Genomic DNA, 26,833 nt, shown 5'->3' on the forward strand with positions numbered 1-26,833 from the left:
TTTCCGGCGGTTCCAACTTTACCAGACTCTTTTTCGTTCCGTTTCCGGTCCGAATTCGATTTCCGGTGGCCTGTGGAGTGGCCTTGCCTTTCGGCTGATCCGACTTTATCAGAAGCACATCGACCGAATGAACGGCCTGTGATTCGAATAAAGGGAATCGGTGGCTCTGCGCGATATTTGCGAACTTACCGCCGCGAGCGAGGTAGACACTATGCGCTTCACTCGAACTTGTCTAGTCCGAGGCAACCGTTTAAATCTACCTCCCCACGTCTCCCGTGTCAACGGTTTTTGTGGGCGAAGAGGAGACTAGCAGCTCAGCGGGGACGAACGCACACCGGTGGTCAGGCGGCGGAGGGAAGCTCGGCACTGCGTTCGACAGCTGTGAGGTCGCCGGTGTCGCCGGCTCGTACGGCGCGGCGGCCCAGGATGTAGACGTACGCGAGAAAGGCCAGCTCAGCGGCGATGCCGATGGTGATCCGGGCCCAGGTCGGGAGGCCTGAGGGGGTCACGAAGCCTTCGATCAGGCCGGAGACGAACAGCACCAGGGCCAGGCCGATGGCCATGCCCAGTGCGGCGCGGCCCTGCTCGGCGAGGGCGGTTCGGCGGGAGAGGGGGCCGGGGTCGATCACCGTCCAGCCGAGGCGGAGCCCCGTACCGGCGGCGACGAACACCGCGGTCAGTTCGAGGAGGCCGTGCGGAAGGACCAGGCCGAGGAAGACGTCCAGGCGGCCTGCGGAGGACATCAGGCCGATGCCGACTCCGAGGTTGAGCATGTTGAGGAAGAGGATCCAGATCACCGGTAGGCAGAGGAACGCGCCGAGGACCAGGCACATCGCGGCGGCCTGGGCGTTGTTCGTCCATACCTGCGCGGCGAACGAGGCCGCCGGGTGGCTGGAGTAGTAGGTCTCGTACTCCCCGCCGGGGCGGGTCATGGCCCGGAGGTCGTCCGGGGCCGCTATCGCGGCCTGGACCTCGGGGTGCGTACCGATCCACCAGCCCAGGAGGGCTGCCACCAGCGTGGACAGGACCGCGGTAGGGACCCACCAGTGACGTGAGCGGTAGACCGCCGCCGGGAATCCCGTGGTGAGGAAGCGGGCCGCGTCGCGCCAGGAGGTTTTGCGCGTGCCGGTGACCGTCGCCCGGGCGCGGGCCACGAGCTGGGTGAGGCGGGTGGTGAGCAGCGGGTCGGGGGTGGTCGAGCGGATCAGGGAGAGATGGGTGGCCGTGCGCTGGTAGAGGACGACGAGCTCGTCCGCCTCCGCGCCCGTCAGACGGCGCCCTCGGCGCAGGAGGTGGTCGAGGCGGTCCCACTCCGTGCGGTGGGCGGTGACGAAGACGTCGAGGTCCATGGGCGGCTGTTGCTCCAGGCATGGGTGCGTACGGGGGCCGTACTACTGCGGCGCGCTGCGGGTCAGCTTGGCAGACTGGGGCCGGCCGGGGCAGCGAAGGTCGGGAAGAGTGGGGGCGCGATGAGCGAGTTGGTGACCGGGGACGCCGTTGTCCTGGAGCTGAGGCCGGCGAGGCTGCCGAGCCGAGCACTGGCAGCGGCGATCGATCTGGCCATCGTCTTCTGCGTCTTCATCCTGGTCTCGGTCGTCGTGGGCATTGCCTCCGTCACTTTGGACGAAGCCGCCGTCGCGGCCATCGGGGTCGCCCTGTTCCTGCTGGTGCTGATCGGGGGGCCGATCGCGGTGGAGACGCTGAGCCATGGCCGTTCTCTCGGGAAGCTGGCCTGCGGGCTGCGTGTGGTGCGGGACGACGGCGGGCCGATCCGGTTCCGGCACGCGCTCGTGCGGGGGGCGATGGGGGCCGTGGAGATCCTGATGACCTTCGGCGTCGTGGCCTCGATCGCGTCGTTGGTGTCGGCGCGCGGGCGCCGGCTCGGTGATGTCTTCGCGGGAACGCTGGTCATCCGGGAACGTGTGACGGCCAAGCGGTCGGTCGCCGTGCCGCCGCCTCCGCCGTGGCTGGTCGGCCGGTTCTCCCAACTGGATCTGTCCGCCGTGCCGGACGAACTCTGGCTCGCGATACGGCAGTACCTCACGCGGATGCAGCAGTTGGATCCCGGCGTCGGCGGGTCGATGGCTGCGCGGTTGGCCGACGAGGTCGTGACGCGGACGGGGATCGCTGCGCCGCAGGGGATTCCGGCTGCCGCGTTCCTGGCCGCGGTGGTTCATGAGCGGCAGGCGCGTGATGCCCGGCGGGTGTTCGCGGGGGCGGGGGGCGCGTCCACCGCCGCACCGGTGCCTGCGGGCGGGGCGGCGGGGTCCCTCGGCTTTGCCGCGCCTGGCGGGGCTGATGCGCCTGGCGGGTCCGGCACGTCTGCCAGGTCCGGCGCGTCTGCTGGCGCCGGCGCGGAGGAGCAGACGAGGGCGGGAGGCTCCTCGGCGGGGTTCGCTCCGCCCGGTTAGTCGGCCGGCCCGGACGCGCGAGGGGACGGGGGTGTCTCCAGGTGCTCCAGCTCGATGCCGGGGGCCGCGAGGACGACGTCCCCGGCCACGTGAACGGTGTGCCGGTCACCGGTGTCCAGGGCGCTGACCTGGTATTCGTCCACGATCAGAGGGCCGTTGTCAGTGGCGTGCGCTTCACTGTTCACCAGAGCCCAGGACTGGTCGCAGGTACGCGGCGCGAGGACCGGGTCCGTGAAGGTGACCACGCGGACGCGGGTCTCGGGGGAATCGGGGGTGAGGCGCAGGAGTCGGGTCAGGGCGATGAGGAACGCGGGGGAGGTTCCGGAGAAGGCGTGGGCGCGGACGTTGGCTTCGGTGGCGTCGGTGCCGGTCGGGTCGGTACGGACCCAGGTGACGCCTTCCAGGGCGGCTCCCCGTACCTGCCAGCTCGCGGAGTGGAGTTCGAGACGGATCGGCCGGCCCAGTTCGTCCAGGGCCAGGTCGACGGAGCCCAGGTGGTCGCCCGAGGGGGACGTGGTCTGGGAGACGTAGCGCCAGCCGGAGGGGCCGGGGGCGCAGTGGAAGTGTTCTTCGCCGAGGGGGGTGTGATCGTGAAGGTCGTGGAGCGAATACCTGCCGCGGGGCATGGGGTCCTTCGGGTTCCTCGGGCTGTGCGGGGGCGGTAGCCGGGGGCGTTGACGGGAGTTGACGGGACAAGCCCCCGACACGGGGGTGCGGGGGCCTGTCTTGTCAGCTGCCGGCTATCGGCCGCTGCTGCTGCTTACTACGTGATGCGTCATGCGTGGTGCGTGTGCTGCTGAGGGCGGTGTGCCGTGCGGCGGCCGGGAGGAGGTGGTGTGGCCTCCCGGCCGCCGACGGTGCCGGATCAGTAGCGGTAGTGGTCGGGCTTGTACGGGCCGTCGACCTCGACGCCGATGTACGCCGCCTGCTCGGGGCGGAGGGTCGTCAGCTTGACGCCGAGGGCGTCGAGGTGGAGTCGGGCGACCTTCTCGTCCAGGTGCTTGGGCAGCACGTAGACGTCGGTCGGGTACTCCGCGGGCTTCGTGAAGAGCTCGATCTGCGCCAGGGTCTGGTCGGCGAAGGAGTTCGACATCACGAAGGACGGGTGGCCGGTCGCGTTGCCGAGGTTCAGCAGGCGGCCCTCGGAGAGCACGATGAGGACCTTGCCGTCGGGGAACTTCCAGGTGTGGACCTGGGGCTTGACCTCGTCCTTGACGATCCCGTCGATGGCGGCCAGGCCGGCCATGTCGATCTCGTTGTCGAAGTGGCCGATGTTTCCGACGATCGCCTGGTGCTTCATCTTGGCCATGTCCGAGGCCATGATGATGTCCTTGTTCCCCGTCGTGGTGATGAAGATGTCGCCCTGCTCCACCACGTCGTCGAGGGTGGCGACCTGGTAGCCGTCCATCGCCGCCTGTAGCGCGCAGATCGGGTCGATCTCCGTGATGATCACGCGGGCGCCCTGGCCGCGGAGGGATTCCGCGCAGCCCTTGCCCACGTCGCCGTAGCCGAGGACGACAGCGGTCTTGCCGCCGATCAGGACGTCGGTGGCGCGGTTGATGCCGTCGATCAGGGAGTGGCGGCAGCCGTACTTGTTGTCGAACTTCGACTTGGTGACCGCGTCGTTCACATTGATCGCGGGGAACAGGAGGGTGCCGTCACGGTGCATCTCGTAGAGGCGGTGGACACCGGTGGTGGTCTCCTCCGTCACGCCGCGGATCTCGGACGCCAACTGGGTCCACTTCTGCGGGGCCTCACCGAGGGTGCGGTTCAGCAGGGTGAGGATGTGGGCGTACTCCTCGCTGTCCGCCGTCGACGGGTCCGGGGCCGCGCCGGCCTTCTCGAACTCGACGCCCTTGTGGACGAGGAGGGTGGCGTCGCCACCGTCGTCGAGGATCATGTTCGGGCCGCCGGTGGGGGTGTTCGGCCAGGTCAGCGCCTGCTCCGTGCACCACCAGTACTCCTCCAGCGTCTCGCCCTTCCAGGCGAAGACCGGGACGCCCGCAGGGGCCTCCGGGGTGCCGTTCGGGCCGACGGCGATGGCCGCGGCGGCATGGTCCTGGGTGGAGAAGATGTTGCAGGAGGCCCAGCGGACATCGGCGCCGAGGGCGACGAGGGTCTCGATGAGCACGGCGGTCTGCACGGTCATGTGCAGCGAGCCGGTGATCCGGGCGCCGGCCAGCGGCTGGGCGGCGGCGAACTCCTTACGGATCGACATAAGGCCGGGCATCTCGTGCTCGGCGAGGGTGATCTCCTTGCGGCCGAAGGCGGCGAGAGAAAGGTCGGCGACCTTGAAGTCCTGGCGGTTGGTGACCGTCGTCATAACGGGGCTGCTCCTCGTGATGGGTCGAGGTGGGCTGTCTGGGCTGACTCTGCGGCGACGGGCACACGAATGCCCGAGCGCGTTCGCAGTGCAGTCCGTCGGAGGCCCTCTGTCCCTCGCCCGGCTCGCGTCCGCGGACCGGTCGACCGCCATCAGCAGCGACGTCTGTTCCGTATCCGAATCTACACCGAACGGCCCAGTGACCCCCAGCCCGTTCGTGGAGACAGGCGTGTGTGAGGGGTCACCGGGCCGATCGGGGCCGGAGTGCGGTGGGTCAGTGGCCGAGATCCTTCGGAGCCTCAGGAACCTGCGGGGCCTGCGGGACCGGACCTCCGGGGGTCTTGCCGGGGTTGGCGCCGGTCGCTGCCGCTTCCGCGTTGTAGATGTCCGGCTCCAGGTAGATGACCCGGGCGATGGGGACGGCTTCCCGGATCCGGTTCTCGGCAGCGTTGATCGCGTTGGCGATCTCGGTCGCGGTGTCGTCGTGCTGGACCGCGATCTTGGCGGCGACCAGCAGTTCCTCGGGGCCGAGGTGGAGGGTACGCATGTGGATGATGCCGGTGACGGTGTCGCCGTCCACCACGGCCGCCTTGATCTTCTCGACCTCTTCGAGGCCGGCGGACTCGCCGAGCAGGAGGGACTTCGTCTCGACGGCGAGGACGATCGCGATGACGACCAGCAGGATGCCGATGCAGAGGGTGCCGATGCCGTCCCAGACGCCGTCGCCGGTGGCGAGGGCGAGGCCGACGCCGCCGAGGGCGAGGATCAGACCGACGAGGGCGCCGAGGTCCTCCAGGAGGACGACCGGGAGTTCGGGGGCCTTGGAGCGGCGGACGAACTCGGTCCAGGAGCGGTCGCCGCGCGTCTGGTTGGACTCCTTGATCGCCGTACGGAAGGAGAAGATCTCGGCGATGATCGCGAAGACCAGGACCCCGACCGGCCAGTACCAGGCGGTGATCTCGTGCGGGTGCTTGATCTTCTCGTAGCCCTCGTAGAGCGCGAACATCCCGCCGAGCGAGAAGAGGACGATGGAGACGAGGAACGCGTAGATGTAGCGCTCACGGCCGTAGCCGAACGGGTGCTGGGGAGTCGCCTCGCGCTTGGCCTTCTTGCCGCCGAGCAGCAGGAGGCCCTGGTTGCCCGAGTCGGCGAGCGAGTGGACGCTCTCCGCGAGCATCGACGAGGACCCACTGAAGAGGAACGCTACGAATTTGGCCACGGCGATCGAGAGGTTGGCGACCAGTGCCGCCACGATCGCCTTGGTTCCGCCGGACGCGCTCATGAGTGCGTGGTGTCCCTTCCTCGGTTGACGGCAGGTGGTGCCGCGCTGCGGCGGCACATTGTTGCAGCCGCGGAGGAGGGATGTGGTCTCAGGACGCTCAGACCGTTCGGGCCGCCACCGTGGCACGGAAGAGTGTGCCCGATCCCGTGGCTTCCACCGCTTCGGCGGCCGGTACGAAAACGGACTGGCCGGGGGTCAGGTCGAGCTCGCCCACCCGGACGGTCCCCGCCGTGCAGAGCAGGATCTGGGGGGTGGGGGCGGTCAGTTCGGCGGGCTGGGCCCCGGACGCGAGGGTGTAGCGGGACAGGGCGAACTCGTCGACGGGGGTCTCGTACCGCTCCTCGCCGGAGGATGACGCCTCGGGGCGCAGCACGCCGGGTTCGGTGGCCTCGAAGCGGACGATGCGCAGGAGTTCGGGGACGTCGATGTGCTTGGGGGTGAGTCCGCAGCGCAGCACGTTGTCCGAGTTCGCCATGATCTCGACGCCGAGACCGTCCAGGTAGGCGTGCGGGACGCCGGCACCGAGGAACAGGGCCTCGCCGGGCTGGAGTTGGACGTAGTTCAGCAGCATCGCCGCGAGGACGCCGGGGTCGCCGGGGTAGTGGTGGGCGATGCGGGCGTACGGGGCGTGGGTGCCGCCGAGGCGTTCGCAGGCGGCCGCCGCCTCGGTGACGGTGTCGGCCATCTCCGCCGGGTCGGCGCCGAGGATCGCCGTGAGCACCTCACGGAGGGCAGCCTCCTCGGGGTGGGCGCGCAGGAGGTCCACGTACGGCTTCAGGGAGTCGACGCCCAGGGCCTCCATGGCGTCCGCCGCCTCGGTGGGCCTGCGGAAGCCGCAGAGGCCGTCGAAGGGGGTGAGGGCGCAGATGAGTTCGGGCTTGTGGTTGGCGTCCTTGTACGTGCGGTGGGGGGCGTCGATCGGAATGCCCCGGGTCTCCTCGTCCGCGTAGCCCTTGCGGGCCTGGTCCAGGTCGGGGTGGACCTGGAGGGAGAGGGGAGAGCCGGCCGCGAGCAGCTTGAGGAGGAAGGGGAGGCGGGGGCCGAACCTGGCTACGGTGACCGCGCCGAGTTCACCTTCGGGGTCGGCGGCGATGACGTCGGTGAGGGGGCGTTCCGGTGGGGTGGTGGTGTTGGGGGTGCCTGTGGTGTTGGGGGAGCTCTTGGGGCGGGTTATGCGGGAGGGGGCTCCCGGGTGCGCGCCCATCCACATCTCGGCCTGCGGTTCGCCGGTGGGGGCGGTGCCGAGCAGGGCGGGGATGGCCGTGGTCGAGCCCCAGGCGTAGGGGCGCACGGTGTTGGACAGCCGGTCCATGGAGTCGTCCTCGGGGTCGTGCGGGGCGGGGTGGTGCCTCGGGGCGGGCTCGGCGGTGCTGGGTGGTGGTGATGCAGTGCTGTGGGGTGGTGCCCTGGTGCGGTGTGCGTCCTCAGGTGGGCGTTGAGGCCAGGGAGAGGTACACCGCTGCGAAGTCCGTGATCGCGAGCAGTTCGGCCAGGGTCTCCAGGTCGCTGCCCTCGTCCGGTTCCAGTTCGCTGAGCGGGGTGTCGTGGCCGAGGGCCAGCTCCCGGGCCGCCGGGTAGGCGCTGAGGCCGCCCGTCGGGCGGTCCCTCAGCAGGACGACCCTGGCTCTGAGGGTCTCGCCCTCGTCCACCCGGTCCCGGAAGAAGTCGTCCGGGTCCGCGCCGGCCGCGAAGTCCCCCGCGAGCAGGGTGCCGTGCGAGGGCAGCGCCTCGGGGAGTTCGGCGGTCAGGGCGGGGCGGCCCGCCAGCTCGGACAGTACGGCGGCGAAGCGGCGGCCGACCGGGCCCGCCGCCTCGCCCTCCGTCCAGAGCAGCGGCAGGCTGTCGGCGAGCTCGGCGGCGAGTGTCTTGGCCGGGTTGCTGTACGTGGCGATGGCCGGGCCGCAGCGTTCGGCGGTGCGGTCCAGGCGGTCGGCGACCTTCTGCAGGTCCTCGGGGGTCGCGGTGACCAGGCCGACCCGGTCGAGGAGCGCGAGCAGCGGGGTGAGCAGCGCCCACAGGGTGCCGGGGCCCGCGGCGGAGACCTCCGCGTCGTACTCGCCGTGCGGGGCTGCCGCCATCGGTACGACCAGGCCGTGCACGCCGTCCACCGCCTCGCGCAGCGGGGAGCGGGTGGGGGCGACGGCGACCACGGTGCAGCCGCGGCGGTACGCCTGCTCGGCGAGCAGGGCGAGGCCCGGCTCCGAGCCGTCGGCGGTGGCGATGAGGAGGAGGTCCACGGAGCCGGCCCAGCCGGGCAGTGCCCATCGCAGGGCGCCGGGGGCGGGGGCTACGCCCGTGGGGTGGATCCGGGTCACGGGGGCCGCCGCGCCCGCCAGTGCGCCGATCAGGTCGGCGACGCCGGATGCGGCGGTGCCGGGGCCGGCGACCAGGACGGCGCGGGGGCGGCCCTCGGGGTTCAGGCCGCCGATGCCGGCCTCGGCGGCGTGCCGGGCGGCGGTGCGGACCCGGGCGCCTGCCTCGGCGGCGCCGCGGAGCAGGTCGCGGCGGTCGGCCCTGGCCAGGGCTTCCGGGGCGTCGAGCAAGGACTCGTCGAGCATGGCGGTGGGCCTCCGATCACCGGGTGGGGTGCGGGATGCGGGTGCGGGGGCCTTGCCTTTACGGGGGTGGGGGCGGGTCCTGTTCGGGGTGCGCCCCTGGCCGTCCGGGTCGGCGTGCCGCACGGGTTCCCGTACGCGCTTCGCTCGCTTGTCAGGCGGGGCGGCGGGCCTCGTCGACGAGGAGGACCGGGATGCCGTCCCGGACCGGGTAGGCCAGGCCGCAGTCGGCGCCGGTGCAGACCAGCTCCGGGCTGTCGGCCGCGGTGCGGTCGTCGAGCGGGGAGTGGCAGGCCGGGCAGGCCAGGATCTCCAGGAGGCCGGCTTCGAGCGGCATGGGGTGGGTCCCTTCGAGCGGTGCGAATTCTGATTCACGTGGATCAGGCGTCGTCAGCCTACCGCTGGGGGGACGGGGGCGCGGGTCGGCCGGGGGTGGGGGACGGGGGATGGGGCGGCCGGGGTGGGGGCCCCGGGGGGGGTGGGGCGCCTGCGGCGGGCCTCTCCCCTACCCGCCCCTTCCCGAAACCGGGGCTCTGCCCCGGACCCCTTTGCCCTCAAGCGCCGGACGGGCTTGAGTGGACGCCCGGACGGGCTGGGGTTTCGGGGCTGCGCCCCGGGCCCCGCTCCTCAAGCGCCGGAGGCGTTGGAATGCAGGCGCCCGGACGGGCTGGGGTTGCGGATCAAGGCCAGTACCTCGTCCCGTACCGCCTCCATCGTCCGCTCGTCCCTCGCCTCCACGTTCAGGCGCAGCAGGGGTTCCGTGTTCGAGGCTCGGAGGTTGAACCACCAGTCCGTGGACGTGACCGTCAGGCCGTCCAGGTCGTCGAACGTGATGTCGTCGCGGGTGCTGTAGGCGGACCTGGCGGCCGTCAGGCTGGCTGCCTGGTCGGTGACCGTGGAGTTGATCTCGCCGGAGCCCGCGTAGCGGTCGTAGACGGCGACGAGTTCCGAGAGGGGGGCGTCCTGGCCGCCGAGGGCGGCCAGGACGTGGAGGGCCGCGAGCATGCCCGTGTCGGCGTTCCAGAAGTCGCGGAAGTAGTAGTGCGCCGAGTGTTCGCCGCCGAAGATCGCGCCGTGCTCGGCCATCTCCGTCTTGATGAAGGAGTGGCCGACCCGGGTGCGGACCGGGGTGCCGCCGTTCTCGCGGACCACCTCGGGGACGGACCAGGAGGTGATCAGGTTGTGGATGACCGTGCCCTCGCCGCCGTTGCGGGCCAGTTCGCGGGCGGCGACCAGGGCCGTGATCGCGGAGGGGGAGACTCCGGCGCCCCGTTCGTCGACGACGAAGCAGCGGTCCGCGTCGCCGTCGAAGGCGAGGCCCAGGTCGGCGCCCTCGGCGAGGACGCGGGCCTGGAGGTCGACGATGTTCTTCGGGTCGAGCGGGTTCGCCTCGTGGTTCGGGAACGTGCCGTCCAGCTCGAAGTACATGGGTACGACATCGAGCGGCAGGCCCTCGAACACCGTGGGGACCGTGTGGCCTCCCATGCCGTTGCCCGCGTCGACCACGACCTTCAGGGGGCGGATCGCCTTGAGGTCGACCAGGGCCAGGAGGTGGGCCGCGTAGTCGGTGAGGGTGTCGCGTTCCGTGATCGTGCCGGGGGTGGGGGACGCGGGGGGCTGCGGGGCGCCTTCCGACCACTGTTCCACGAGGGTGCGGATCTCCTTCAGGCCTGTGTCCTGGCCTACCGGGGCCGCTCCCGCCCGGCACATCTTGATGCCGTTGTACTGCGCGGGGTTGTGCGAGGCCGTGAACATCGCGCCCGGCAGGTCCAGCGCCCCCGACGCGTAGTACAGCTGGTCCGTCGAGCAGAGGCCGATCAGCGTGACGTCCGCGCCCCGCGCCGCCGCACCCCGGGCGAAGGCGCCGGACAGGGCCGGGGAAGTGGGGCGCATGTCGTGGCCGATCACGATCGCGTCGGCAGCCGTGACCTGGACGAACGCGGCTCCGAACAACTCGGCCAGCGACTCGTCCCACTGGTCGGGCACCACGCCACGTACGTCGTACGCCTTCACGAGCTGCGACAGATCAGCGACCACGGCCGGTCCTCCTGGTGTTTACGGAGGGTCCAAACTACCCGGCCGGGTGGTGCGTCAGGAGGTGGCCTCAGGAGTCCGGGGAACGCAGCACTCTCAGGTGGCCTCGGCGGGCGACCTCCACCGGGTCGGCGGCTCGCGGACCCCGGCCTCCGCCGTCCGGCGCGCGGTCGTGCGGCCGGGCCGCTTCCCGTACCGCGTTGGCCAGGGCTTCGAGGTCGTCACCGCTGGGGTGCGCGGGTGCGGAGCCGTCGGAGAGGCGGACCACCTCCCAGCCGCGTGGCGCGGTCAGCCGCTCACTGTGCTCGGCACAGAGGTCGTAGCAGTGGGGCTCGGCGTAGGTGGCGAGCGGGCCGAGGACCGCAGTCGAGTCGGCATAGACGTACGTCAGTGTCGCGACGGCAGGGCGGCCGCACGCGGTGCGCGAACAGCGACGTACAGGGCTCACGATGTTGGACGGTACCGCACTCTTGAGCGGGCTGCGACGACTCTCCCCCGGCTCACCCCACCGTGTCGCCCTGTGGTCCTCGACACACGCCCGTCCCCGGCGACCGTCCTGACCTGCGTCGCGGCGGACGCGTGGTGCGGGACGGGTGGTGGTGGGAGTGCGTGCCGGGGTGGATGGCGGCGTTCCGCTCACTGCCGATGATCGGATCAGGGGCCTGAAAAAGGCTCAACCTTGGCCTGAATGTTCAACTGTGGACAGAAGGCCCGGACATCGGGGTGGCCGACCGGAATGTTCCCGCCGATCGTTTCCCTCGGCCGACCGGGGGAACGGTCGGCGGGCGGTCCGGGGGAACCGTCGGCGGGCGGCCCGGGAAACCGTCGCGGCGCCGTGTCCTCGGCACGATCGCGCCGCCCCGGGGAGGGTTACGCTGCGTCGGTGATGGACAGCTCCGTACCTTCCCCCCACCCGTTCGAGCCGCGGCCCCGGCGCCGCGACCGTCATGGCCGCGGTATGCGGGGGCCGGTCGCGCCGCCTCAGGTGCCGCTGTCGGCCAGCCGGGGCGAGGTCTTCCGGGATCTGGTCCAGGACTCGGTGGAGCGGCTGGAGCGGCGCTGGCCCCAACTGGCCGAGGTCGACTTCGTCGTCCTGGACGTGCCCAGGGATCTGGAGGACAGCGTTCCGCTCGGCAGCGCCGTATCGGCGGCCAAGGGACGGCCCGCGCAGATCATCGTCTACCGGCGGCCCATCGAGATCCGCACCAAGAACCGCGACGAGCGCTCCCTGCTGGTCCACGAGGTCGTCGTCGAGCAGGTCGCCGAGCTGCTGGGGCTGGCCCCGGAGTCGGTCGATCCGCGGTACGGGCAGGACTGAGGCCGGGGCCGGGGCCGCGGTCAGGGCCACGTCCGGACCCGAAGCCCGGGTCCGGACCCGTTGACGGTGCCTGCCGTACCCCTCAGTCGTCCAGGACCGACAGGTCCTGCCGCGCCGACGGCACCACCACCGTGCCGCCGTCGTCCGGCAGCGTCTGCACCGTGAACATCTGGACGCCGTCCTCCGGGAGGACCAGCGACCGTGACGCGTGGACCGGGCCGCCCGAGACCGTCTCCACCGTCAGCGCGTACGTGCCCCTGAACCCGGCCGGGGGCTTCGGGGTGACGGCCATCGTCGTACCGGCCTTGACCGTGTACGTCTCCACGCTCGCCTCGCCGCCTCCGCTCCCCGCCGACGTCGTCACCTTCACCTTGGCGTCCGCGCCGGGTGCGGCGAGGGAGAGCGTGGAGCCCTTGGCCCGGTTGTCGGTGACGCTCGCCCGGGCACCCACCGGGCGGGTGGCCGGGATGTAGGCGTACTCCTGCTTGGCGCCGGTGCCCCGGACCACCTGGAGCGCGGCGACGATCGGGGTCGAGCGGTTCTTCTCCACGGGGGTGAGGCGGAGCGAGCCCGGTTCGCCCCGGGTGATGTCCTTCAGGTCGACCGTCGCGGTCATCCCGGACTTGATGTGGAGGGTGTCGTTCCCCGCCGGGGCGAACGTCGTGTTCTTCCCCATCAGCTGGACCTTCACATCCGCGTCGCTCTCGCCGGGCGCGAACGCCACCAGCTGTACGGAGGTGGCGTCGGCCGGGATGCCGGGCATCACCAGCGTGCCGGAGGGGTCGGCCGCCGCCGTGAGCCAGTCGGTGCCCGAGCCGTCGTCGGCGGTCAGGAGGACCGCTCCGACCCGGCCGGAGCGGGTGGTGACGTGGGCCGTCAGGTCGTTGACGGACTCGTCGGTGAGGGTGGAGAGCAGGAGCGCGACGCTGGAACGGCCGGGCACGGTGATGCCGTCGCCGATCTCGGAGGTGACCGCGCCCTTGGCGCCGAAGAGCTGGATGTCGGCCACGGCCGCGCCGGCGTCCGGGTTCGTGAGGTGGAGGTAGTCCTGGCGGGAGCGGGCGGTGCTCGCGCCGGGGAACCAGAAGTCGGTGTCCGGGGCGGTGCAGCTGACCCCGAGGAGGCCCCGCGCGCCGCCCGCGGTGACCGTGGTGGTCTGCTGGGCGGCCCAGCCGGGGGCGAGCGTGCCGGTGGCCGTGCCGACGAGGGCCGGGGCGTCGGCACCGTTCGCCTCGGCGACGACCGGCTTTCCGGGCTCCTTCACGGCGAGGACCGGCTTGTCGGCCTTCGCCCGGGCCTTCTTCGCCGCCTCCTCGGCCTTCTCGACCTTCTTGGGGTCCGTCTCGGCCTCGTCGTCGAGGACCGGCAGGGCCGGCTTCAGCTCGGCGGTGTCGTCCTTCGTGCCGCCTCCCTCGCCCTTCCCGGGCGGCGTGAACGAGGTGTACGCCGTCTCCGCCAGGTCGGAGGTACTGGGCGCCGGGCAGACCAGGCTGGAGCGCTCGACCGGCAGCTCGGAGGCGGTCGCGGTCTCCTCGGTTGCCGGGCCCTCGGGCACGTTGAGCGAGGCGAAGCCGGTGATGGCGGCCAGGGCGACGGTGCCCGCGATGAGGGACAGGTGGGTGGACTTCACTCGGACTCGCCTCGCGATGCGTTACGGGTCTGCCAGGGGGCCTGGCCCGGGGTGTCGGGGTTGTCGGGGGTGTCGGGGGTGTCGGAGGTCTCGCCGTTCCGGGCGGGGGGCTGGGCGGGATCGGCGTACGGGGGCTGCTCCCCGGTGTACTGCCCGTACTGGTCGTACTGCCCGTACTGGGTGGGGTTGCCGTGCTGGTCGGTGCCCCCGTACTGGCCGCCGCCGTAGTGCTGCTGCGGCTGCTGTGGCTGTCCGTACGGGTCCTGATAGCCGGTGTCCTGCTGGGTGTACGGGTCCTGCCGGTACGTGGCGTAGTCGCCCTGCTGGTAGGAGGTGGCGGCCTGCCGGCCGGCGTCCTGGTACTGGCCGCCGTCCCACTCCCCGTAACTCTGCTGCGGGAGCGCCGCGTAGCCCGCGGTGGTGTCCTGCTGGTCGTAGCCGCCGCTCCCGGCGTACGGGTCGGCGCTCTGCTGGTCGGGGATGTACTCCCCCGCACCGGCCGTCTCCGCCGGTGCGGACGGCGGTGCCGACGGCGGGGTCGGCGGGGGCGGGATCTCGCCCGTGCCGTCCGTCGGATAGCCGTCCCCGGCTGCTCCTTCGGCCCCCGCCGCCTCGGCCGCCGCCGCTTCCGCCTCGGCCGCCGCGCGGAGCCTGCGGGCCCGGCGGCCGTCGCCGTCCGCGTCGGCGGCGGCGACCGCGAGCGCCTCCTCGGGCAGGTCGTCGTCGATCTCCCGGCGGCGGCCCGGCAGGGCCATGACCACCAGGACCACGGCGAGCGCGCCCTGCGCCCAGAGCCAGACGGTGTGCGTGAACGGGGCGTCGTAGGTGAGGTCCAGGCGGCCGCCGCCCGCGGGCAGTTCGAAGCCCTGGGCCCAGCCGTCGACGGTCACACGGGTCAGCGGCTTGCCGTCGACCGTGGCCTGCCAGCCGGGTGCGGCCTCGTCGGCGATCCGCAGGATGCGGCCCTCGTCGCCCGCCGGGATCGCGGAGTGCGCCTCGACGGGCCCGGAGCCGACCGGAAGGCGCTCGCCCTCGCCGCCGGCCGGGACCACCATCACGCGGGCGACCTGGCGGTCCACCCGCCACAGGGCGCTGCCGTCGAGCTGGCTGAGGCGGCTGAGGCCGGGGGTCGTGTCGAGGACGCGGCTCATCTGGCGCGGTGCTCCGTCGCGTACGAGGACGTAGCGGACGGCGAAGTTGCCGAGCTGGCCGCCCTGGTCGGCGCCGGAGCCCGCGACCAGGTTGGCGACGACCTTGTCGAGCCGGCTGTTGGAGCCCGCCGCATCGGTCAGTTCGCCGTCGCCTAGGCGGGCGCCGGAGCCGCGGACCAGGCTGTACGAGACGGAGTCGGGCGAGGTGCCGCCGAGGACCAGGGTGCGGGCCTGGTCCTGGGTCGAGCTCTCCTCGGCCACGAACGCGGGCACCTGGACGGGGTCGCGGCGCTCCAGCGGGCCGTCGGCGCCGCCGAACATCCAGCCGAAGGCGGCGAGCACCGGGGCGAGTCCTGCGGCCAGGGCGATCAGGGCCGCGACGGGCTGGCGCCAGCCGAAGCTCTGCTCGGCGACCCGCACCCGGGCGCCGTCCGCGCCGACGAGTGCGGCGGCGATCAGGGCGGCGCCGTAGACGAGGGTGGCGGGTCCGGCCCAGGTCGAGCCGTTGGCGAGCGCCGCGAAGAGCAGGCCGGTGAGGGCGGTGGCCCAGGCGGCCCGGACGGCGAACTGCCGCTCGCCGCGCAGCAGGGCCGCGAGCGCCGCCAGCACGATGCCGAGCAGCAGGAAGCTGCCGGCCGCCTTCGGGCCGCCGGGGCTGATCCCGAGCAGGTCGTACGCCGACGCCGTCCCCGTACCGATGTCCAGGCCCGCTTCGCGCAGGAACGCGGACGGGTCGGTGAGGAGCGTGAGCGACCAGGGGGCCAGCGCCAGGATCGGGGTGCCGACGGCGGCGAGGAAGCGAAGTCCGTACGCCGCGATGTCACGGCGGCGCAGCACCAGCACGCCGAGGCCGAGGACCACGGCGAGCGGCCAGACGATCGGGGTGAACGCGGTCGTGATCGTGAGGAGCAGCGCGTACGCCCAGGTCGCGCGCCAACTGCCGCGCGGCGCCTCCGGGTCGGTGCCGTCGCGGAACCCGTGGGCGGCGACGGCCGCGCGGGCGATCAGCGGGAGCAGCACGAGCAGGACGGCGGTGCCGAGGCGGCCGGTGGCCAGGGCGCCGGTCGCGGCGGGCAGGAAGGCGTACGCGACGCTCGCCCAGGCCCGCAGCAGCCGCGACGGGAGCAGCGGCCGGGAGGCGAAGTACGCGGTGAGTCCGGCCAGCGGGACCGAGCAGACCAGGATCGCGGCGACGGCGAGGCCGGTCGAGCCGAGGAAGAGGGCCGACAGGGCGGCGAGGAGCGCGAGGTAGGGCGGGGCGGTCTCGGTGGAGCCGGTGGAGATCGTGTGCCAGGCGTCCGCGTACCGGCCCCAGAGCTCGCCGGCCTCCGCGGGGGCGGGCAGCAGGGCGCCGCCTGCCAGGGAGCCGCCGGTGAGCAGGTTGCGGCAGGCGATGAGGGAGACCAGGAGGAGGAGGGCGAAGAGGACCGGGCCCGGTTTGCGGCCGATCCGCTTGAGCCGGGCGAACTGGTCGACCTCCAGGAAGTCGGCGTCGTCGCCGCCGGGGCCGGACTCGACGGCTCCGTGCCGCGAACCGCTCGACTCGGCCTCGCCCTTGTTGCCGAAGTTGCCCGCGACCTGTTCGACGGTGGCGCGGACGGTGGCGCCCGGCGGCGGGAACAGTGCGCGCAGTTCGGCCGCGTCGACCGCGCCCTTTCCGCGGTCGCGGCGGGCGGCGAGGATGCGGCCGGGGCGGAGCAGGGTGCCGAGGAGGCCGGTGACCTCGTCGAGTGCCTGTCCGGGGACCTTGCCGACGAGGTAGGCGAGGGTACGCAGGAGGGTGCCGACGACGAGCCGGAGCAGGACCCAGGGCAGGGCCTTGCCGCGTGCGTTGACGAGCATCGTGTAGGCCGCGCCCGCCTTGTCGACGCGGTGCGGGCCGACGACCGAGCGGCCGGCGCAGTCGATGGGGCGGCGCTCGCGGGCGGAGGCCTCGGCGTGGCGCAGGACGGCGTCCGGGGCGACGAGGACCCGGTGGCCGGCGAGGTGGGCGCGCCAGCACAGGTCGACGTCGTCGCGCATCAGGGGGAGGTTGCGGTCGAAGCCGCCGAGCTCCTCGTAGACGTCGCGGCGGATGAGCATGCCGGCGGAGGAGACGGAGAGGACGGTCCGGACCTGGTCGTGCTGGCCCTGGTCCTGCTCACGGCGGTCCAGGCCGGTCCAGCGGCGGCCGCTGTTGGCGATGGAGACGCCGACTTCGAGGAGCTGCTTGCGGTCGTACCAGCCGCGCAGCTTGGGCCCGATGATGGTGGCGTACTTGTCGGTGTCGACGACGCGCAGCATCTCGGCGAGCGCGTCCGGCTCGGGTGCGCAGTCGTCGTGGAGCAGCCAGAGCCACTGGACCGGTTCGCCGTGCGGCAGCTCCGGCAGGTCGTAGTTCTCGTCGGTCCAGGACCGGGTGACCGGATCCCAGCCGCCGGGGCGCTTGAGGTAGGGCAGGTCGTCGGGGGTCAGCGCCCCGGCGGTGCGGACCGCCTCGTCGACGGCGGTGCCGAAGCTCGTACGGCGGGCGAGGTGCAGGACCCGGTCGCCGCCGAGCGCCTCCGTGACCAGCCGGGCGGAGTCGTCGGCGCTGCCGGTGTCGGCGGCGACGACGTTCTGTACGGGGCGTTCCTGCCCGAGCAGCCCGGCCAGCACGTCGGGCAGCCAGCGGGCGCCGTCGTGGGAGACGAGCACGGCGGTGACGACGTGCCGGGGGAACTCTGGGGCGGCGGCGGCCGCGTTCGGCGCCGCCGAGTGGCTGTGCACGGACATCGAGGTACGGGCCCTCCGGCCGGGTCCGGGGGCGGATCCCCGGGGCTGCATCGGTGTACACGCGCGCCCCGGCGGGGCGTTGGCGCATCTCGGACGGGGCCCCACACTAACGGTACGGATCCGTGGGGGTGGCCTGGAGCGGGGGAACGCCCCTGGTGCGTGAGGGTCGCGGGCATGGTGCCGAAAGTCGCGGGCATGGCGCGCGAGGGTCGCGGACCTGGTGCCGGCAGTCGCGGACATGCCGACGGCCCGTCGCCCGCTCCCCGGGGAGGGAGTGGTGGGCGGCGGGCCGGTCGGGGCGTGGTCCTTGAGGAGCCCTGCTCGGGAAAGGGCTGCCGGGGCCGGGCCGGGAGAGGCGCCTGGATCGGGGCCTTGCCGAAGTGCCTAGATCGCTGCCTTCTTGAGGCGCCGTCGTTCACGTTCGGAAAGCCCGCCCCAGATACCGAAGCGTTCGTCGTTGGCCAGCGCGTACTCAAGGCACTCCGACCGCACCTCACAGGCGAGACAGACCTTCTTGGCCTCGCGGGTGGATCCGCCCTTCTCGGGAAAGAAGGACTCGGGATCGGTCTGGGCGCACAGTGCGCGCTCCTGCCAGCCGAGTTCCTCGTCCGCGTCCTCGACCAGCAGTTGCTGGAACAGCTCGGTCATGTGCGCCCCTCGTCTGTCTCTTGCGTCCCGTGATGCGGCCGCTACTGACTGGTCACGGCCGAACGACACGAGTGAAATTACAAGTGTGTATCTCCGAGGCAGTCAAGCGAGGATCTGCTATTGGCCCAGGGATTCACTCTGCGGAACCAAGCGTATGCGGAAAGTGTTCAAATCACCAAAAACCTGACATATGCCACAGGCGTCACTCCATCACGCCTTCCCTTGATCAAGACGATCAGGGGTGCCCTTACGTTGCGATTCGATCACTGTAGCGATCAAGATCACAGTCAGGTCACAGACCCTCAGCCACGTTTAGAGGCGCGGGTGATGCGCCATGTCTCCGCTCTTGGCGGTGAGCAAACCTTTCTGCTCGCGCGACAACCGGAAGGGGTGAAACATTGCCCCCATATAGGGCAGCGGGTTGACAGAGAGCGATTCAACCGGTCTCCTTGATCTCATGTCAGCGATCGCAGCGATGCACGTCACCCACGTCCGTGGGTTCCGTAGCGCTGTCCAGGCTCGCTGTTGCTGTTCCAGCTGTCACAGCTGTTGATGCCGTAGTGCTCCAGCTCTGATTCAGCCCTCCCCCGCTTCTCCGGCTTCCCCGTGGCTCCCTTCTCTCCGCGGCCGCCGACGTTTCCTTGCTCCACGCGACTCCCCGCACGCGCACCCCCCATGCCGAGGAACCACCGCACCCCATGAACAACGACAGCGACCTGCAGATCGCCGGCGACATCCTTGAGGTCCAGCACCTCCTCCAGCCCGCCCGCGAGCACCCCTCCACCGTCTCCGAGTTCGTCGGCCTCGCCCGCTCCATCGCGGCCGACCGCACGCGCTGGGCCGGACTCGTCCGGTACGACACCACCACCCGCTGGTACCACCGCCTCCAGACCGTTCCCCCAGCTCTCGGCTCCGCTCGAGCGGGGGAGACCCCACTCGGCTATGAGGTGTGGCTGCTCAGCTGGGTGCCCGGACAGGGCAGCGGGCGCCACGACCACGGCCGCTCCGCCGGCGTACTGACCGTGCTCGAAGGCGAGTTGACCGAGCACACCGAGCGCGGCGCTCAGACGCTCGGCGCCGGTGCGCAGCGCGTCTTCGCCCCCGGATACGTCCACGAAGTGGTCAACGACTCGCTCGAACCGGCCGTCAGCCTGCACATCTACTACCCGGGTCTGACCGAGATGCCGATGCACGCCGCGCAATGCGCCCCGACGGCCGTGGATGTCGTACCCGCCTGACAAACTGCTGTGCATGCGCATTGTTGTTCTGGCCGGTGGTATCGGTGGTGCTCGTTTTCTGCGTGGCCTCAAGCAGGCCGCGCCCGACGCGGACATCACGGTCATCGGCAACACGGGTGATGACATCCATCTGTTCGGGCTGAAGGTCTGCCCCGACCTCGACACCGTGATGTACACCCTCGGCGGTGGCATCAACGAGGAGCAGGGCTGGGGGCGGACCGACGAGACCTTCCAGGTCAAGGAGGAGCTCGCGGCGTACGGGGTGGGGCCCGGGTGGTTCGGTCTCGGTGACCGCGACTTCGCGACCCACATCGTCCGTACGCAGATGCTCGGCGCGGGCTATCCGCTCAGCGCGGTCACCGAGGCGCTCTGCGCCCGCTGGCAGCCGGGGGTGCGGCTGCTGCCCATGTCGGACGACCGGGTCGAGACGCATGTCGCCGTCGAGACGGACGGCGAGAGCAAGGCCATCCACTTCCAGGAGTACTGGGTGAAGCTGCGCGCCTCCGTCGAGGCGCAGGCGATCGTGCCGGTCGGGGCGGAGCAGGCGAAGCCGGCGCCGGGGGTGCTGGAGGCGATCGCCGCCGCCGATGTCATCCTCTTCCCGCCGTCGAACCCGGTGGTGTCGATCGGGACGATCCTCGCCGTGCCCGGGATCAGGGAGGCGATCGCCGAGGCCGGGGTGCCGGTCGTCGGCCTCTCCCCCATCGTCGGGGACGCGCCCGTACGGGGCATGGCGGACAAGGTGCTCGCGGCCGTGGGCGTCGAGTCGACGGCGGCCGCCGTGGCCCAGCACTACGGGTCGGGGCTGCTGGACGGGTGGCTGGTCGACACGGTGGACGCGGGTGCGGTCGGCGAGGTCGAGGCGGCGGGCATCCGGTGCCGGGCGGTGCCGCTGATGATGACGGACGTGGACGCGACGGCGGAGATGGCCCGGCGGGCGCTGGAGCTGGCCGGGGAGGTGGGGGTGTGACTGCTTCCGCCGGTGGGGGTGCCCTTGGGGGTGCCGGGGGTGCGTCCGCGCCTTCCTTTCGGGTGTGGGCCTTGGGCGGGATTCCCGAGGTGCGTGCCCGGGATGATCTCGCCAAGCTGATCGCCGGGGCCGAGCCGGGGCTCGTCGACGGGGACGTCCTGCTCGTCACCTCGAAGATCGTCTCCAAGGCCGAGGGCCGGATCGTGCGGGCAGCGGACCGTGAGGCCGCCATCGACGCCGAGACCGTACGGGTCGTGGCGCGGCGCGGTGCCCTGCGGATCGTGGAGAACCGGCAGGGGCTGGTGATGGCCGCCGCCGGGGTCGACGCCTCCAACACTCCGGCCGGGACCGTGCTGCTGCTGCCCGAGGACCCCGACGCCTCCGCGCGGGCCATCCGGGACGGGCTGCGGGACACCCTCGGCGTCGAGGTCGGCGTCGTCGTCACGGACACCTTCGGGCGGCCCTGGCGGAACGGGCTGACCGATGTCGCGATCGGGGCGGCGGGGGTGCGGGTGCTGGACGACCTGCGGGGCGGGACGGACGCGTACGGGAATCCGCTCAGCGCCACGGTCGTCGCGACGGCGGACGAGCTGGCCGCCGCCGGGGACCTGGTCAAGGGCAAGGCGGCGGGGCTGCCGGTGGCGGTGGTGCGGGGGTTGCCGCACGTGGTCGCCTCCGGCGGGGACGATGAGCCCGGCGCTCGTGCGCTCGTACGGAGTGCTGCCGATGACATGTTCCGGCTCGGGACGTCGGAGGCCGTACGGGAAGCGGTGACCCTGCGGCGTACGGTGCGCGAGTTCAGCGACGAGCCGGTGGATCCGGGGGCCGTACGGCGGGCGGTGGCGGCGGCGGTGACCGCGCCCGCGCCTCATCACACGACGCCGTGGCGGTTCGTGCTGCTGGAGTCCGCCGAGTCGCGGACGCGGTTGCTGGATGCGATGCGGGACGCGTGGATCGCGGATCTGCGGCGCGACGGCAAGAGCGAGGAGTCGATCGCGAAGCGGGTGCGGCGCGGGGATGTGCTGCGCGACGCGCCGTATCTGGCGGTGCCGTGCCTGGTGATGGACGGGTCCCATACGTACGGGGACGAGCGGCGGGACACGGCGGAGCGGGAGATGTTCGTGGTCGCGGCGGGGGCGGGGGTGCAGAACTTCCTGGTGGCGCTGGCCGGTGAGCGGTTGGGGTCGGCCTGGGTGTCCTCGACGATGTTCTGCCGTGAGGTGGTGCGGGAGGTGCTCGCGCTGCCTTCGTCGTGGGATCCGTTGGGGGCGGTGGCTGTGGGGCATGCGGTGGGGGTGGCTCGGGAGCGGAGTGTTCGGGTGGCGGAGGACTTTCTCACCGTGCGGTGAGGGGGGGTGGGGGCCGGGGGCGGGGGTGGGGGGGGTGGCGCCTGCGGCGGGCCTTTCCCCTACCCGCCCCTTCCCGAAGCCGGGGCTGCGCCCCGGGCCCCCCGTTTGTTCTCAAGCGCCGGACGGGCTGGAGTGGACGCCCGGACGGGCTGGGGTTTCGGGGCTCTGCCCCGGGCCCCGCTCCTCAAACGCCGGAGGGGCTGGATGGGGGCAGAGGGGCCAGGGGTGGGGCGTCGGAGGGGTCAGGGCTGGTCAGGCCTACAGCGCTGCGATGTTTCCCGGGGTCATCCTCGGGGCCCTGCGCTCCGGGATGCGGCCCGACAGCAGGATCAGGCGCGTTGCCCGGTGGCGTTGGCCCTCGTACGGGGTCAGGAGCGTCAGCATCTCCTCGTCGGTCGCGTGGCGGTTGTCCGCCAGGGCGTGGCCCACGATGCCGGGGAGGTGGTAGTCGCCCACCGTCACCGCGTCGGGGGCGCCGTTGGAGCGCTGGAGGGTTTCGGCGGAGGTCCAGGGGCCGATGCCGGGGATCAGTTCCAGGCGGGCCTTGGCCTCCGCCAAAGGCATCGAGGACGCCTCCTCCAGCCGACCAGCCACCCGTACCGCTCTCAGGATCGTGGAGGAGCGCTTGGTGTCCACTCCTGCCTTGTGCCACTCCCAGGACGGGATCATCGCCCAGGTGCGGGCGTCCGGGATGACGTGGAGGCCGAGCGCGGCCGTCGGGCCGGGGGCCGGGGTGCCGTAGCGGCGGACCAGGAGGCGCCAGGCGCGGTACGCCTCGTCCGTGGTGACCTTCTGTTCCAGGATCGAGGGGATCAGCGACTCCATCACCAGGCCCGTCCGCAGCAGCCGCAGGCCGGGGCGCCGGTGCCGGGTCGCCGCGAGCAGGCGGTGGTGCGGGGTGAAGGCGTCCGGGTCGTCATCGGCGCCCAGGAGCGCGGGGAGGCCGGCCAGCAGCCACTCCGCGCCCGGGCCCCAGGCCTGTGCCCCGACCCGGTCGCCGTGCGCCGCGACCCGCAGCGTGCCGGGGCCCTCCGGCGTCCGGGTGGCCCGCCAGAACCCGCCGGCCGCCGTCATCCGGAACGTCGGGTCGGCCGGGCCCCGGCGCAGCGGGCTCAGCACCAGGCGCAGGTCCAGCGGGCCCGGCGGGGTCCATTCCCGGGTCAGGGGCGGATCGGTGGGCGAGGACGTGGCGACGGCCGGGCCCGATGAGCCGGCCGGGTGCCGCGCCGCAGTGCCCCGCGCCGCAGCCCCGCGTACCGGCGCTGCCTGGTGCGGCAGAGGCGGGCGTGCGGTGCGTGGGGCGAATCGTCCTGCCACGGGTGGGGCCTCGGGGGTTTCTGGTGCGGAAAGTGCGCTTACGAGGGTACGGGGCCGAGGCGGCCTACTGGTCCGACGAGAAGCGGATCGCGGCGTCCGGGAGGACCGCCCCGCACCAGATCCTGACCCCGTGGCGCAGTTCGTTGTCCGCGCCGACCTGCGCGCCGTCCCCGATGACCGCGCCGTTCAGCACCGTACGGCTGCCGATTCTCGCGCCCGCCCCGATGAGCGAGTCCGTGACGACCGCGCCCGCCTCGACCACCGCTCCGGCCAGGATCGCCGAGCCGTCGATCCGCGCGCCCGCGCCGATCACCGCGTCGTCGCCGATCACCGTGCCGCCGGTGAGCTTCGCGTCGGCGGCCACCGTGGCCGTCTCCAGGACCAGGCGGTCGCCGCAGCGGCCGGGAACGGCCGGGGACGGGGCGCGGCCCAGGACCAGGTCGGCGGAGCCGCGTACGAAGGCCTGCGGGGTGCCGAGGTCCAGCCAGTAGGTGGAGTCGACCATGCCCTGGAGGTGGGCTCCGGAGGCGAGCAGACCGGGGAAGGTCTCGCGCTCGACGGAGACGGGGCGGCCCTCGGGGATGGTGTCGATGACCGAGCGCCGGAAGACATACGCCCCGGCGTTGATCTGGTCGGTGACGATCTCCTCGGGCGTCTGCGGCTTCTCCAGGAAGGCCGTGACCCGGCCCGTCGCGTCCGTCGGTACGAGACCGAAGGCGCGCGGGTCCTCCACCCGGGTCAGGTGGAGCGAGACGTCCGCCCCGGATGCGTTGTGGGTGGCGACCAGGGCCCGGATGTCGAGGCCGGTGAGGATGTCGCCGTTGAGGATCAGGACCGGCTCGTCGGGACCGGAGGAGAGCTTGGCCGCGACGTTGCGTATCGCGCCGCCGGTGCCGAGCGGTTCCTCCTCGGTGACGTACTCGATGTGCAGGCCGAGCGAGGAACCGTCGCCGAAGTACGGCTCGAAGACCTCGGCCAGGTAGGACGTGGCGAGCACGATGTGCTCCACCCCGGCCGCCCTGGCCCGCGCCAGCTGGTGGGTCAGGAAGGGGACCCCCGCCGCCGGGACCATCGGCTTCGGGGTGTGCACCGTGAGGGGGCGCAGCCGGGTGCCTTTGCCACCGACCAGGAGGATCGCTTCTTTTGCCTCTGTCACAGCACCGTCTCTGCTTCCTGCGGGTGGCCTGGCCTGGATATGGCTGGCCAGTCTAAGCAGACCGGTCCGACATGCACCGGTCAGCGGCCCTGCAGTTTCGCGGAGGTGGTCCGGGCCTTGCCGAGCTTCTTGTAAAGACGCGCTCCGGGACATTCGGTTGCGAACCCGTCCCGATGGCCCGAGATCACGTTCATCTTGACCTTGACGCCGGCCTTGTACTTGTTGCTGCCGCCGGAGACAAGGGTGATCTTTCCCTTGGGGTTGCGGCCGAACAGGCCGAGCTTCCAGGCCGTGAGCTTGGAGACGGCGGTCACCGCGGCGGCGGGCGGGTTGGCGGAGGCGTAGGAGCCGAGGACCGCGATGCCCATGGTGTTCGTGTTGAAACCCAGGGTGTGCGCTCCGAGGACCGCCTTCGTGACGCCTCCGGCCCGGCCCTCGTAGATGTTTCCGCACTTGTCGACGGCGAAGTTGTAGCCGAAGTCGCGCCAGCCGCTGCTCTTGACGTGGTAGCGGTAGATGCCGCGCAGCACCGAGGGGGCCTGCTTGCAGGTGTAGTTGTTGCCGGTCGCGCTGTGGTGCACGAAGGCCGCCTTGACCGTCTTCGTGTACGCGAAGTTCTTCTCGCGCAGCTTCTCGTCGGCCCCCCAGCCCTTGCGCGTGACGATGCCCGGCCGGGGACCGATGTACGGCTTCGCGCCGGGTGCCAGGGTCACCGACTCCAGCGTCTCCGCCCGGGAGAGGGCGGGGATGACGGTCGCGCCGAGCTCCGCGAGTTCCGCGTTGACCGCCGAGGCCGCGGCGATCTCGGCCGTCAGGACCTCCGGCAGGACGGCGGCGGTCGCCGGGGTGTCGGCGAAGCGGGCGGGGACGGCCGCCGCCCGGCCTGCTGGGGCGCCTCGGGCGGGCTCCGGGGCCGCGCCCTCGCCTGAGCCTTCTCCGGGGCTCGCGGCGGGGCCTTCTCCGGGGCCTTGCCCTGGGCCTTCTCCTGGGCCTTCTCCGGGATCGACCAGCTCCAGGCGCATGCCTTCCGGCAGCGGTACGGAGGCGGCGGCGCGGTCCTGCGAGGCCTCCCCGGACTCCGGGGCTTCCGGATGTACGCGTACCTCCACGCCGTCCGAGTCGCCGACCCAGAGCGGGGCCGTCGCGCCCCGCACCGTACGGCCTTCGCGCTCGGCGCTGCCGAGGTCGGCGGCGTGCTCGGCGTTGTGCGTCTCGACGTCCTGCCAGTCGGACCAGCGCGTGGTGCCGGTGGCGCGGGTCCGGACCTGGACCGTGCCGTGCAGTTCGGCCTCGGCGTCGTCCCAGACCACGCCGACCAGGGAGAAGGGGCGGGCGTCGCGCTGGGGCAGGCCTTGGGCCGCCGGTGCTCCGGCGACCCGGTTCGAGGGGGTGGCGAGGGGGGCCAGGGGCAGTGACTGGGTCGAGCCGGCCGGTTCGGCAGCGGATGCGGTGGACTCGGCGATGCGGGGTTCCGTTGCGGAGGTGTCAGAGGTGTCGGGGGCTTCGGCTTCCCTTGTCGTCGCTTCGGCCTGTGCCGAGGGCGGGCCCGCACCCGGTGACTCCGGGGAATCCGGGGACATGGAGGGAGGCCGGGCCGAGGCGGAGTGGGGCGCGGGGGCGGAGGCCGCGGGGGTGGCGAGCGGCAGAGTGAGGGCCGCTGCACAGGTGACGCCGACTGAGGTGACCAGTAGTGCACGCATAAGCATGATATTGGCCATAACCGGACAACTCCGGCTACCCGGACGGAGAGCCACATCTGATGCCCTGTCTGCCGAACCGGTGTACGTGACACCCGTTCAGCCCGCCCCGCACCGCCTCCCCGCGTACGCTTGCGCGGATGAACTCCAGCGACCGTACCGCCGCCGACCTGCTGCGATCCGCCCTCGCCGCGGACCCGGCCCGCCCCCTGGTCACCTTCTACGACGACGCCACCGGAGAACGCGTCGAACTGTCGGTGGCCACCTTCGCCAATTGGGTGGCCAAGACCGCCAACCTGATCCAGAGCGACCTCGCCGCCGAGCCCGGTGACCGGCTCGCCCTGCTCCTTCCCGCGCACTGGCAGTCCGCGGTCTGGCTGCTCGCCTGCTCCTCGGCCGGGGTCGTCGCCGACGTCCAGGGCGATCCGGCCGCCGCCGACCTCGTGGTGAGCGGGCCGGACACGCTGGAGCGGGCCCGGGCCTGCCGCGGGGAGCGGGTCGCGCTGGCCCTGCGTCCGCTGGGCGGCCGGTTCCCGCAGCCGCCCGAGGGCTTCGCCGACTACGCGGTGGAGGTGCCGAGCCAGGGCGACCGCTTCGTCCCCTTCGCCCCGGTGGACCCTCGGGCTCCGGCGCTGGCCGTGGGCGGGGTCGAGCTGACCGGTGCGCAACTCGTCGCGAAGGCCCGCGAGGACGCCGAGGCCCTCGGGCTCGTACCGGGGTCCCGGCTGCTGACCGGGCACACGTACGACACCTGGGAGGGACTGAGCACCGGTCTCTTCGCGCCCCTGGCCTCCGGGGGGTCCGTGGTCCTCTGCCGCCACCTCGGGCAGCTCGGTGCGGAGGGCCTGGCCAAGCGGGTCGAGAGCGAGCGGGTCACCAACACGGCGGTATGACAAGCGCCGTGAGGTGCACTCGTCCGGCCCACCGCGGGCCGAGCCCCCGGTAACGATCGACGACGGGGGTAGATGATCGGCGGTACAGACCACTCTCCCGTAGTGCA

Annotated in this window: 21 protein-coding genes; 6 read left to right on the plus strand and 15 right to left on the minus strand. The window is 72.2% G+C overall.

Annotated features, from left to right (window positions below):
- Positions 1-341: 341 nt before the first annotated feature.
- Positions 342-1,349: a stage II sporulation protein M gene (locus ACFWRT_RS20270; RefSeq protein WP_380954804.1), complete on the minus strand. Its 1,008-nt coding sequence runs from the start codon at positions 1,347-1,349 to the stop codon at positions 342-344.
- A gap of 120 nt (positions 1,350-1,469) precedes the next feature.
- On the opposite strand from ACFWRT_RS20270, the gene ACFWRT_RS20275 reads away from it, so the two are divergent.
- A complete protein-coding gene (locus ACFWRT_RS20275) occupies positions 1,470-2,411 on the plus strand; it encodes an RDD family protein (RefSeq protein WP_380954803.1) in 942 nt (313 codons plus the stop codon).
- Here the strand turns inward: ACFWRT_RS20275 and ACFWRT_RS20280 are convergent.
- The 8 genes from ACFWRT_RS20280 to ACFWRT_RS20315 form a co-directional block, all read right to left on the minus strand.
- On the minus strand, positions 2,408-3,037 hold the full coding sequence (locus ACFWRT_RS20280) for a hypothetical protein (protein ID WP_380954801.1): 630 nt from the start codon (positions 3,035-3,037) through the stop codon (positions 2,408-2,410). The genes ACFWRT_RS20275 and ACFWRT_RS20280 overlap by 4 nt on opposite strands.
- A gap of 239 nt (positions 3,038-3,276) precedes the next feature.
- Positions 3,277-4,734 (minus strand): adenosylhomocysteinase, encoded by a 1,458-nt coding sequence (ahcY, locus tag ACFWRT_RS20285; protein ID WP_380954799.1) that lies wholly within the window; start codon positions 4,732-4,734, stop codon positions 3,277-3,279.
- Positions 4,735-5,008: 274 nt separating this feature from the next.
- A complete protein-coding gene (locus ACFWRT_RS20290; RefSeq protein ID WP_380954798.1) occupies positions 5,009-6,016 on the minus strand; it encodes a cation diffusion facilitator family transporter in 1,008 nt (335 codons plus the stop codon).
- Between the two features lie 97 nt (positions 6,017-6,113).
- Positions 6,114-7,328, minus strand: a complete 1,215-nt coding sequence (manA, locus tag ACFWRT_RS20295) for a mannose-6-phosphate isomerase, class I (RefSeq protein WP_380954797.1) — start codon at positions 7,326-7,328, stop codon at positions 6,114-6,116.
- 112 nt (positions 7,329-7,440) lie between these two features.
- On the minus strand, positions 7,441-8,574 hold the full coding sequence (locus ACFWRT_RS20300; RefSeq protein ID WP_380954796.1) for an SIS domain-containing protein: 1,134 nt from the start codon (positions 8,572-8,574) through the stop codon (positions 7,441-7,443).
- Positions 8,575-8,725: 151 nt separating this feature from the next.
- Complete coding sequence (locus ACFWRT_RS20305; RefSeq protein ID WP_015608932.1) at positions 8,726-8,908, minus strand: Trm112 family protein; 183 nt, start codon at positions 8,906-8,908, stop codon at positions 8,726-8,728.
- Between the two features lie 290 nt (positions 8,909-9,198).
- A complete protein-coding gene (locus ACFWRT_RS20310; protein ID WP_380954795.1) occupies positions 9,199-10,608 on the minus strand; it encodes a phosphomannomutase/phosphoglucomutase in 1,410 nt (469 codons plus the stop codon).
- Between the two features lie 67 nt (positions 10,609-10,675).
- A complete protein-coding gene (locus tag ACFWRT_RS20315) occupies positions 10,676-11,053 on the minus strand; it encodes a DUF3499 domain-containing protein (protein ID WP_380954793.1) in 378 nt (125 codons plus the stop codon).
- A 510-nt stretch (positions 11,054-11,563) separates the two neighbouring features.
- On the opposite strand from ACFWRT_RS20315, the gene ACFWRT_RS20320 reads away from it, so the two are divergent.
- Positions 11,564-11,923, plus strand: coding sequence for a metallopeptidase family protein (locus tag ACFWRT_RS20320; protein WP_380954811.1), 360 nt, complete (start codon positions 11,564-11,566; stop codon positions 11,921-11,923).
- Positions 11,924-12,005: 82 nt separating this feature from the next.
- Here ACFWRT_RS20320 and ACFWRT_RS20325 read toward each other — a convergent pair whose 3' ends face one another.
- The 3 genes from ACFWRT_RS20325 to ACFWRT_RS20335 all read right to left on the minus strand — a co-directional run bounded on the left by ACFWRT_RS20325 (position 12,006) and on the right by ACFWRT_RS20335 (position 18,106).
- Entirely contained in the window at positions 12,006-13,553 is a 1,548-nt protein-coding gene (locus ACFWRT_RS20325) for a DUF5719 family protein (RefSeq protein ID WP_380954791.1), read from the minus strand.
- Complete coding sequence (locus tag ACFWRT_RS20330) at positions 13,550-17,458, minus strand: glycosyltransferase (RefSeq protein ID WP_380954789.1); 3,909 nt, start codon at positions 17,456-17,458, stop codon at positions 13,550-13,552. The genes ACFWRT_RS20325 and ACFWRT_RS20330 overlap by 4 nt, the downstream gene beginning before the upstream one ends.
- A 384-nt stretch (positions 17,459-17,842) precedes the next feature.
- Positions 17,843-18,106, minus strand: a complete 264-nt coding sequence (locus tag ACFWRT_RS20335; RefSeq protein ID WP_014046372.1) for a WhiB family transcriptional regulator — start codon at positions 18,104-18,106, stop codon at positions 17,843-17,845.
- Between the two features lie 698 nt (positions 18,107-18,804).
- Between ACFWRT_RS20335 and ACFWRT_RS20340 the strand changes: the two genes are divergently transcribed.
- From ACFWRT_RS20340 to ACFWRT_RS20350, 3 genes are read left to right on the plus strand one after another with little or no spacing between them, the layout of a single operon-like run.
- Positions 18,805-19,344 carry a cysteine dioxygenase gene (locus ACFWRT_RS20340; RefSeq protein WP_380954788.1) on the plus strand — a complete coding sequence of 180 codons (540 nt, stop codon included), beginning with the start codon at positions 18,805-18,807 and terminating at the stop codon, positions 19,342-19,344.
- 13 nt (positions 19,345-19,357) lie between these two features.
- A complete protein-coding gene (gene cofD / locus ACFWRT_RS20345; RefSeq protein WP_076967413.1) occupies positions 19,358-20,314 on the plus strand; it encodes a 2-phospho-L-lactate transferase in 957 nt (318 codons plus the stop codon).
- Positions 20,311-21,663 (plus strand): coenzyme F420-0:L-glutamate ligase, encoded by a 1,353-nt coding sequence (locus ACFWRT_RS20350; protein ID WP_381121333.1) that lies wholly within the window; start codon positions 20,311-20,313, stop codon positions 21,661-21,663. Before cofD ends, ACFWRT_RS20350 begins: the two co-directional genes overlap by 4 nt.
- Positions 21,664-21,921: 258 nt before the next feature.
- Here ACFWRT_RS20350 and ACFWRT_RS20355 read toward each other — a convergent pair whose 3' ends face one another.
- From ACFWRT_RS20355 to ACFWRT_RS20365, 3 genes are all read right to left on the minus strand, one after another.
- Positions 21,922-22,980, minus strand: coding sequence for a DNA-3-methyladenine glycosylase family protein (locus tag ACFWRT_RS20355; RefSeq protein ID WP_380954787.1), 1,059 nt, complete (start codon positions 22,978-22,980; stop codon positions 21,922-21,924).
- A gap of 64 nt (positions 22,981-23,044) precedes the next feature.
- The gene (gene manB, locus ACFWRT_RS20360) at positions 23,045-24,136 is read right to left on the minus strand and encodes a mannose-1-phosphate guanylyltransferase (RefSeq protein ID WP_380954786.1); all 1,092 of its coding nucleotides are present in this window, start codon (positions 24,134-24,136) and stop codon (positions 23,045-23,047) included.
- 80 nt (positions 24,137-24,216) lie between these two features.
- Positions 24,217-25,836: an N-acetylmuramoyl-L-alanine amidase gene (locus ACFWRT_RS20365; RefSeq protein ID WP_380954785.1), complete on the minus strand. Its 1,620-nt coding sequence runs from the start codon at positions 25,834-25,836 to the stop codon at positions 24,217-24,219.
- A 137-nt stretch (positions 25,837-25,973) separates the two neighbouring features.
- Between ACFWRT_RS20365 and ACFWRT_RS20370 the strand changes: the two genes are divergently transcribed.
- Positions 25,974-26,726, plus strand: coding sequence for a TIGR03089 family protein (locus tag ACFWRT_RS20370; RefSeq protein WP_380954784.1), 753 nt, complete (start codon positions 25,974-25,976; stop codon positions 26,724-26,726).
- Positions 26,727-26,833 lie beyond the last annotated feature (107 nt).

It is taken from the genome of Streptomyces cyaneofuscatus, assembly GCF_042718795.1.
Classification (GTDB): Bacteria; Actinomycetota; Actinomycetes; order Streptomycetales; family Streptomycetaceae; genus Streptomyces; species Streptomyces cyaneofuscatus_A.

Coding starts and splice junctions, on each gene's coding strand:
- ACFWRT_RS20270 (WP_380954804.1), bottom strand. CDS start 1,349: ATGGACCTCGACGTCTTCGTCACCGCCCACCGCACGGAGTGGGACCGC.
- ACFWRT_RS20275 (WP_380954803.1), top strand. CDS start 1,470: ATGAGCGAGTTGGTGACCGGGGACGCCGTTGTCCTGGAGCTGAGGCCG.
- ACFWRT_RS20280 (WP_380954801.1), bottom strand. CDS start 3,037: ATGCCCCGCGGCAGGTATTCGCTCCACGACCTTCACGATCACACCCCC.
- ahcY (WP_380954799.1), bottom strand. CDS start 4,734: ATGACGACGGTCACCAACCGCCAGGACTTCAAGGTCGCCGACCTTTCT.
- ACFWRT_RS20290 (WP_380954798.1), bottom strand. CDS start 6,016: ATGAGCGCGTCCGGCGGAACCAAGGCGATCGTGGCGGCACTGGTCGCC.
- manA (WP_380954797.1), bottom strand. CDS start 7,328: ATGGACCGGCTGTCCAACACCGTGCGCCCCTACGCCTGGGGCTCGACC.
- ACFWRT_RS20300 (WP_380954796.1), bottom strand. CDS start 8,574: ATGCTCGACGAGTCCTTGCTCGACGCCCCGGAAGCCCTGGCCAGGGCC.
- ACFWRT_RS20305 (WP_015608932.1), bottom strand. CDS start 8,908: ATGCCGCTCGAAGCCGGCCTCCTGGAGATCCTGGCCTGCCCGGCCTGC.
- ACFWRT_RS20320 (WP_380954811.1), top strand. CDS start 11,564: ATGCGGGGGCCGGTCGCGCCGCCTCAGGTGCCGCTGTCGGCCAGCCGG.
- ACFWRT_RS20330 (WP_380954789.1), bottom strand. CDS start 17,458: ATGTCCGTGCACAGCCACTCGGCGGCGCCGAACGCGGCCGCCGCCGCC.
- ACFWRT_RS20335 (WP_014046372.1), bottom strand. CDS start 18,106: ATGACCGAGCTGTTCCAGCAACTGCTGGTCGAGGACGCGGACGAGGAA.
- ACFWRT_RS20340 (WP_380954788.1), top strand. CDS start 18,805: ATGAACAACGACAGCGACCTGCAGATCGCCGGCGACATCCTTGAGGTC.
- cofD (WP_076967413.1), top strand. CDS start 19,358: ATGCGCATTGTTGTTCTGGCCGGTGGTATCGGTGGTGCTCGTTTTCTG.
- ACFWRT_RS20365 (WP_380954785.1), bottom strand. CDS start 25,836: ATGCGTGCACTACTGGTCACCTCAGTCGGCGTCACCTGTGCAGCGGCC.
- ACFWRT_RS20370 (WP_380954784.1), top strand. CDS start 25,974: ATGAACTCCAGCGACCGTACCGCCGCCGACCTGCTGCGATCCGCCCTC.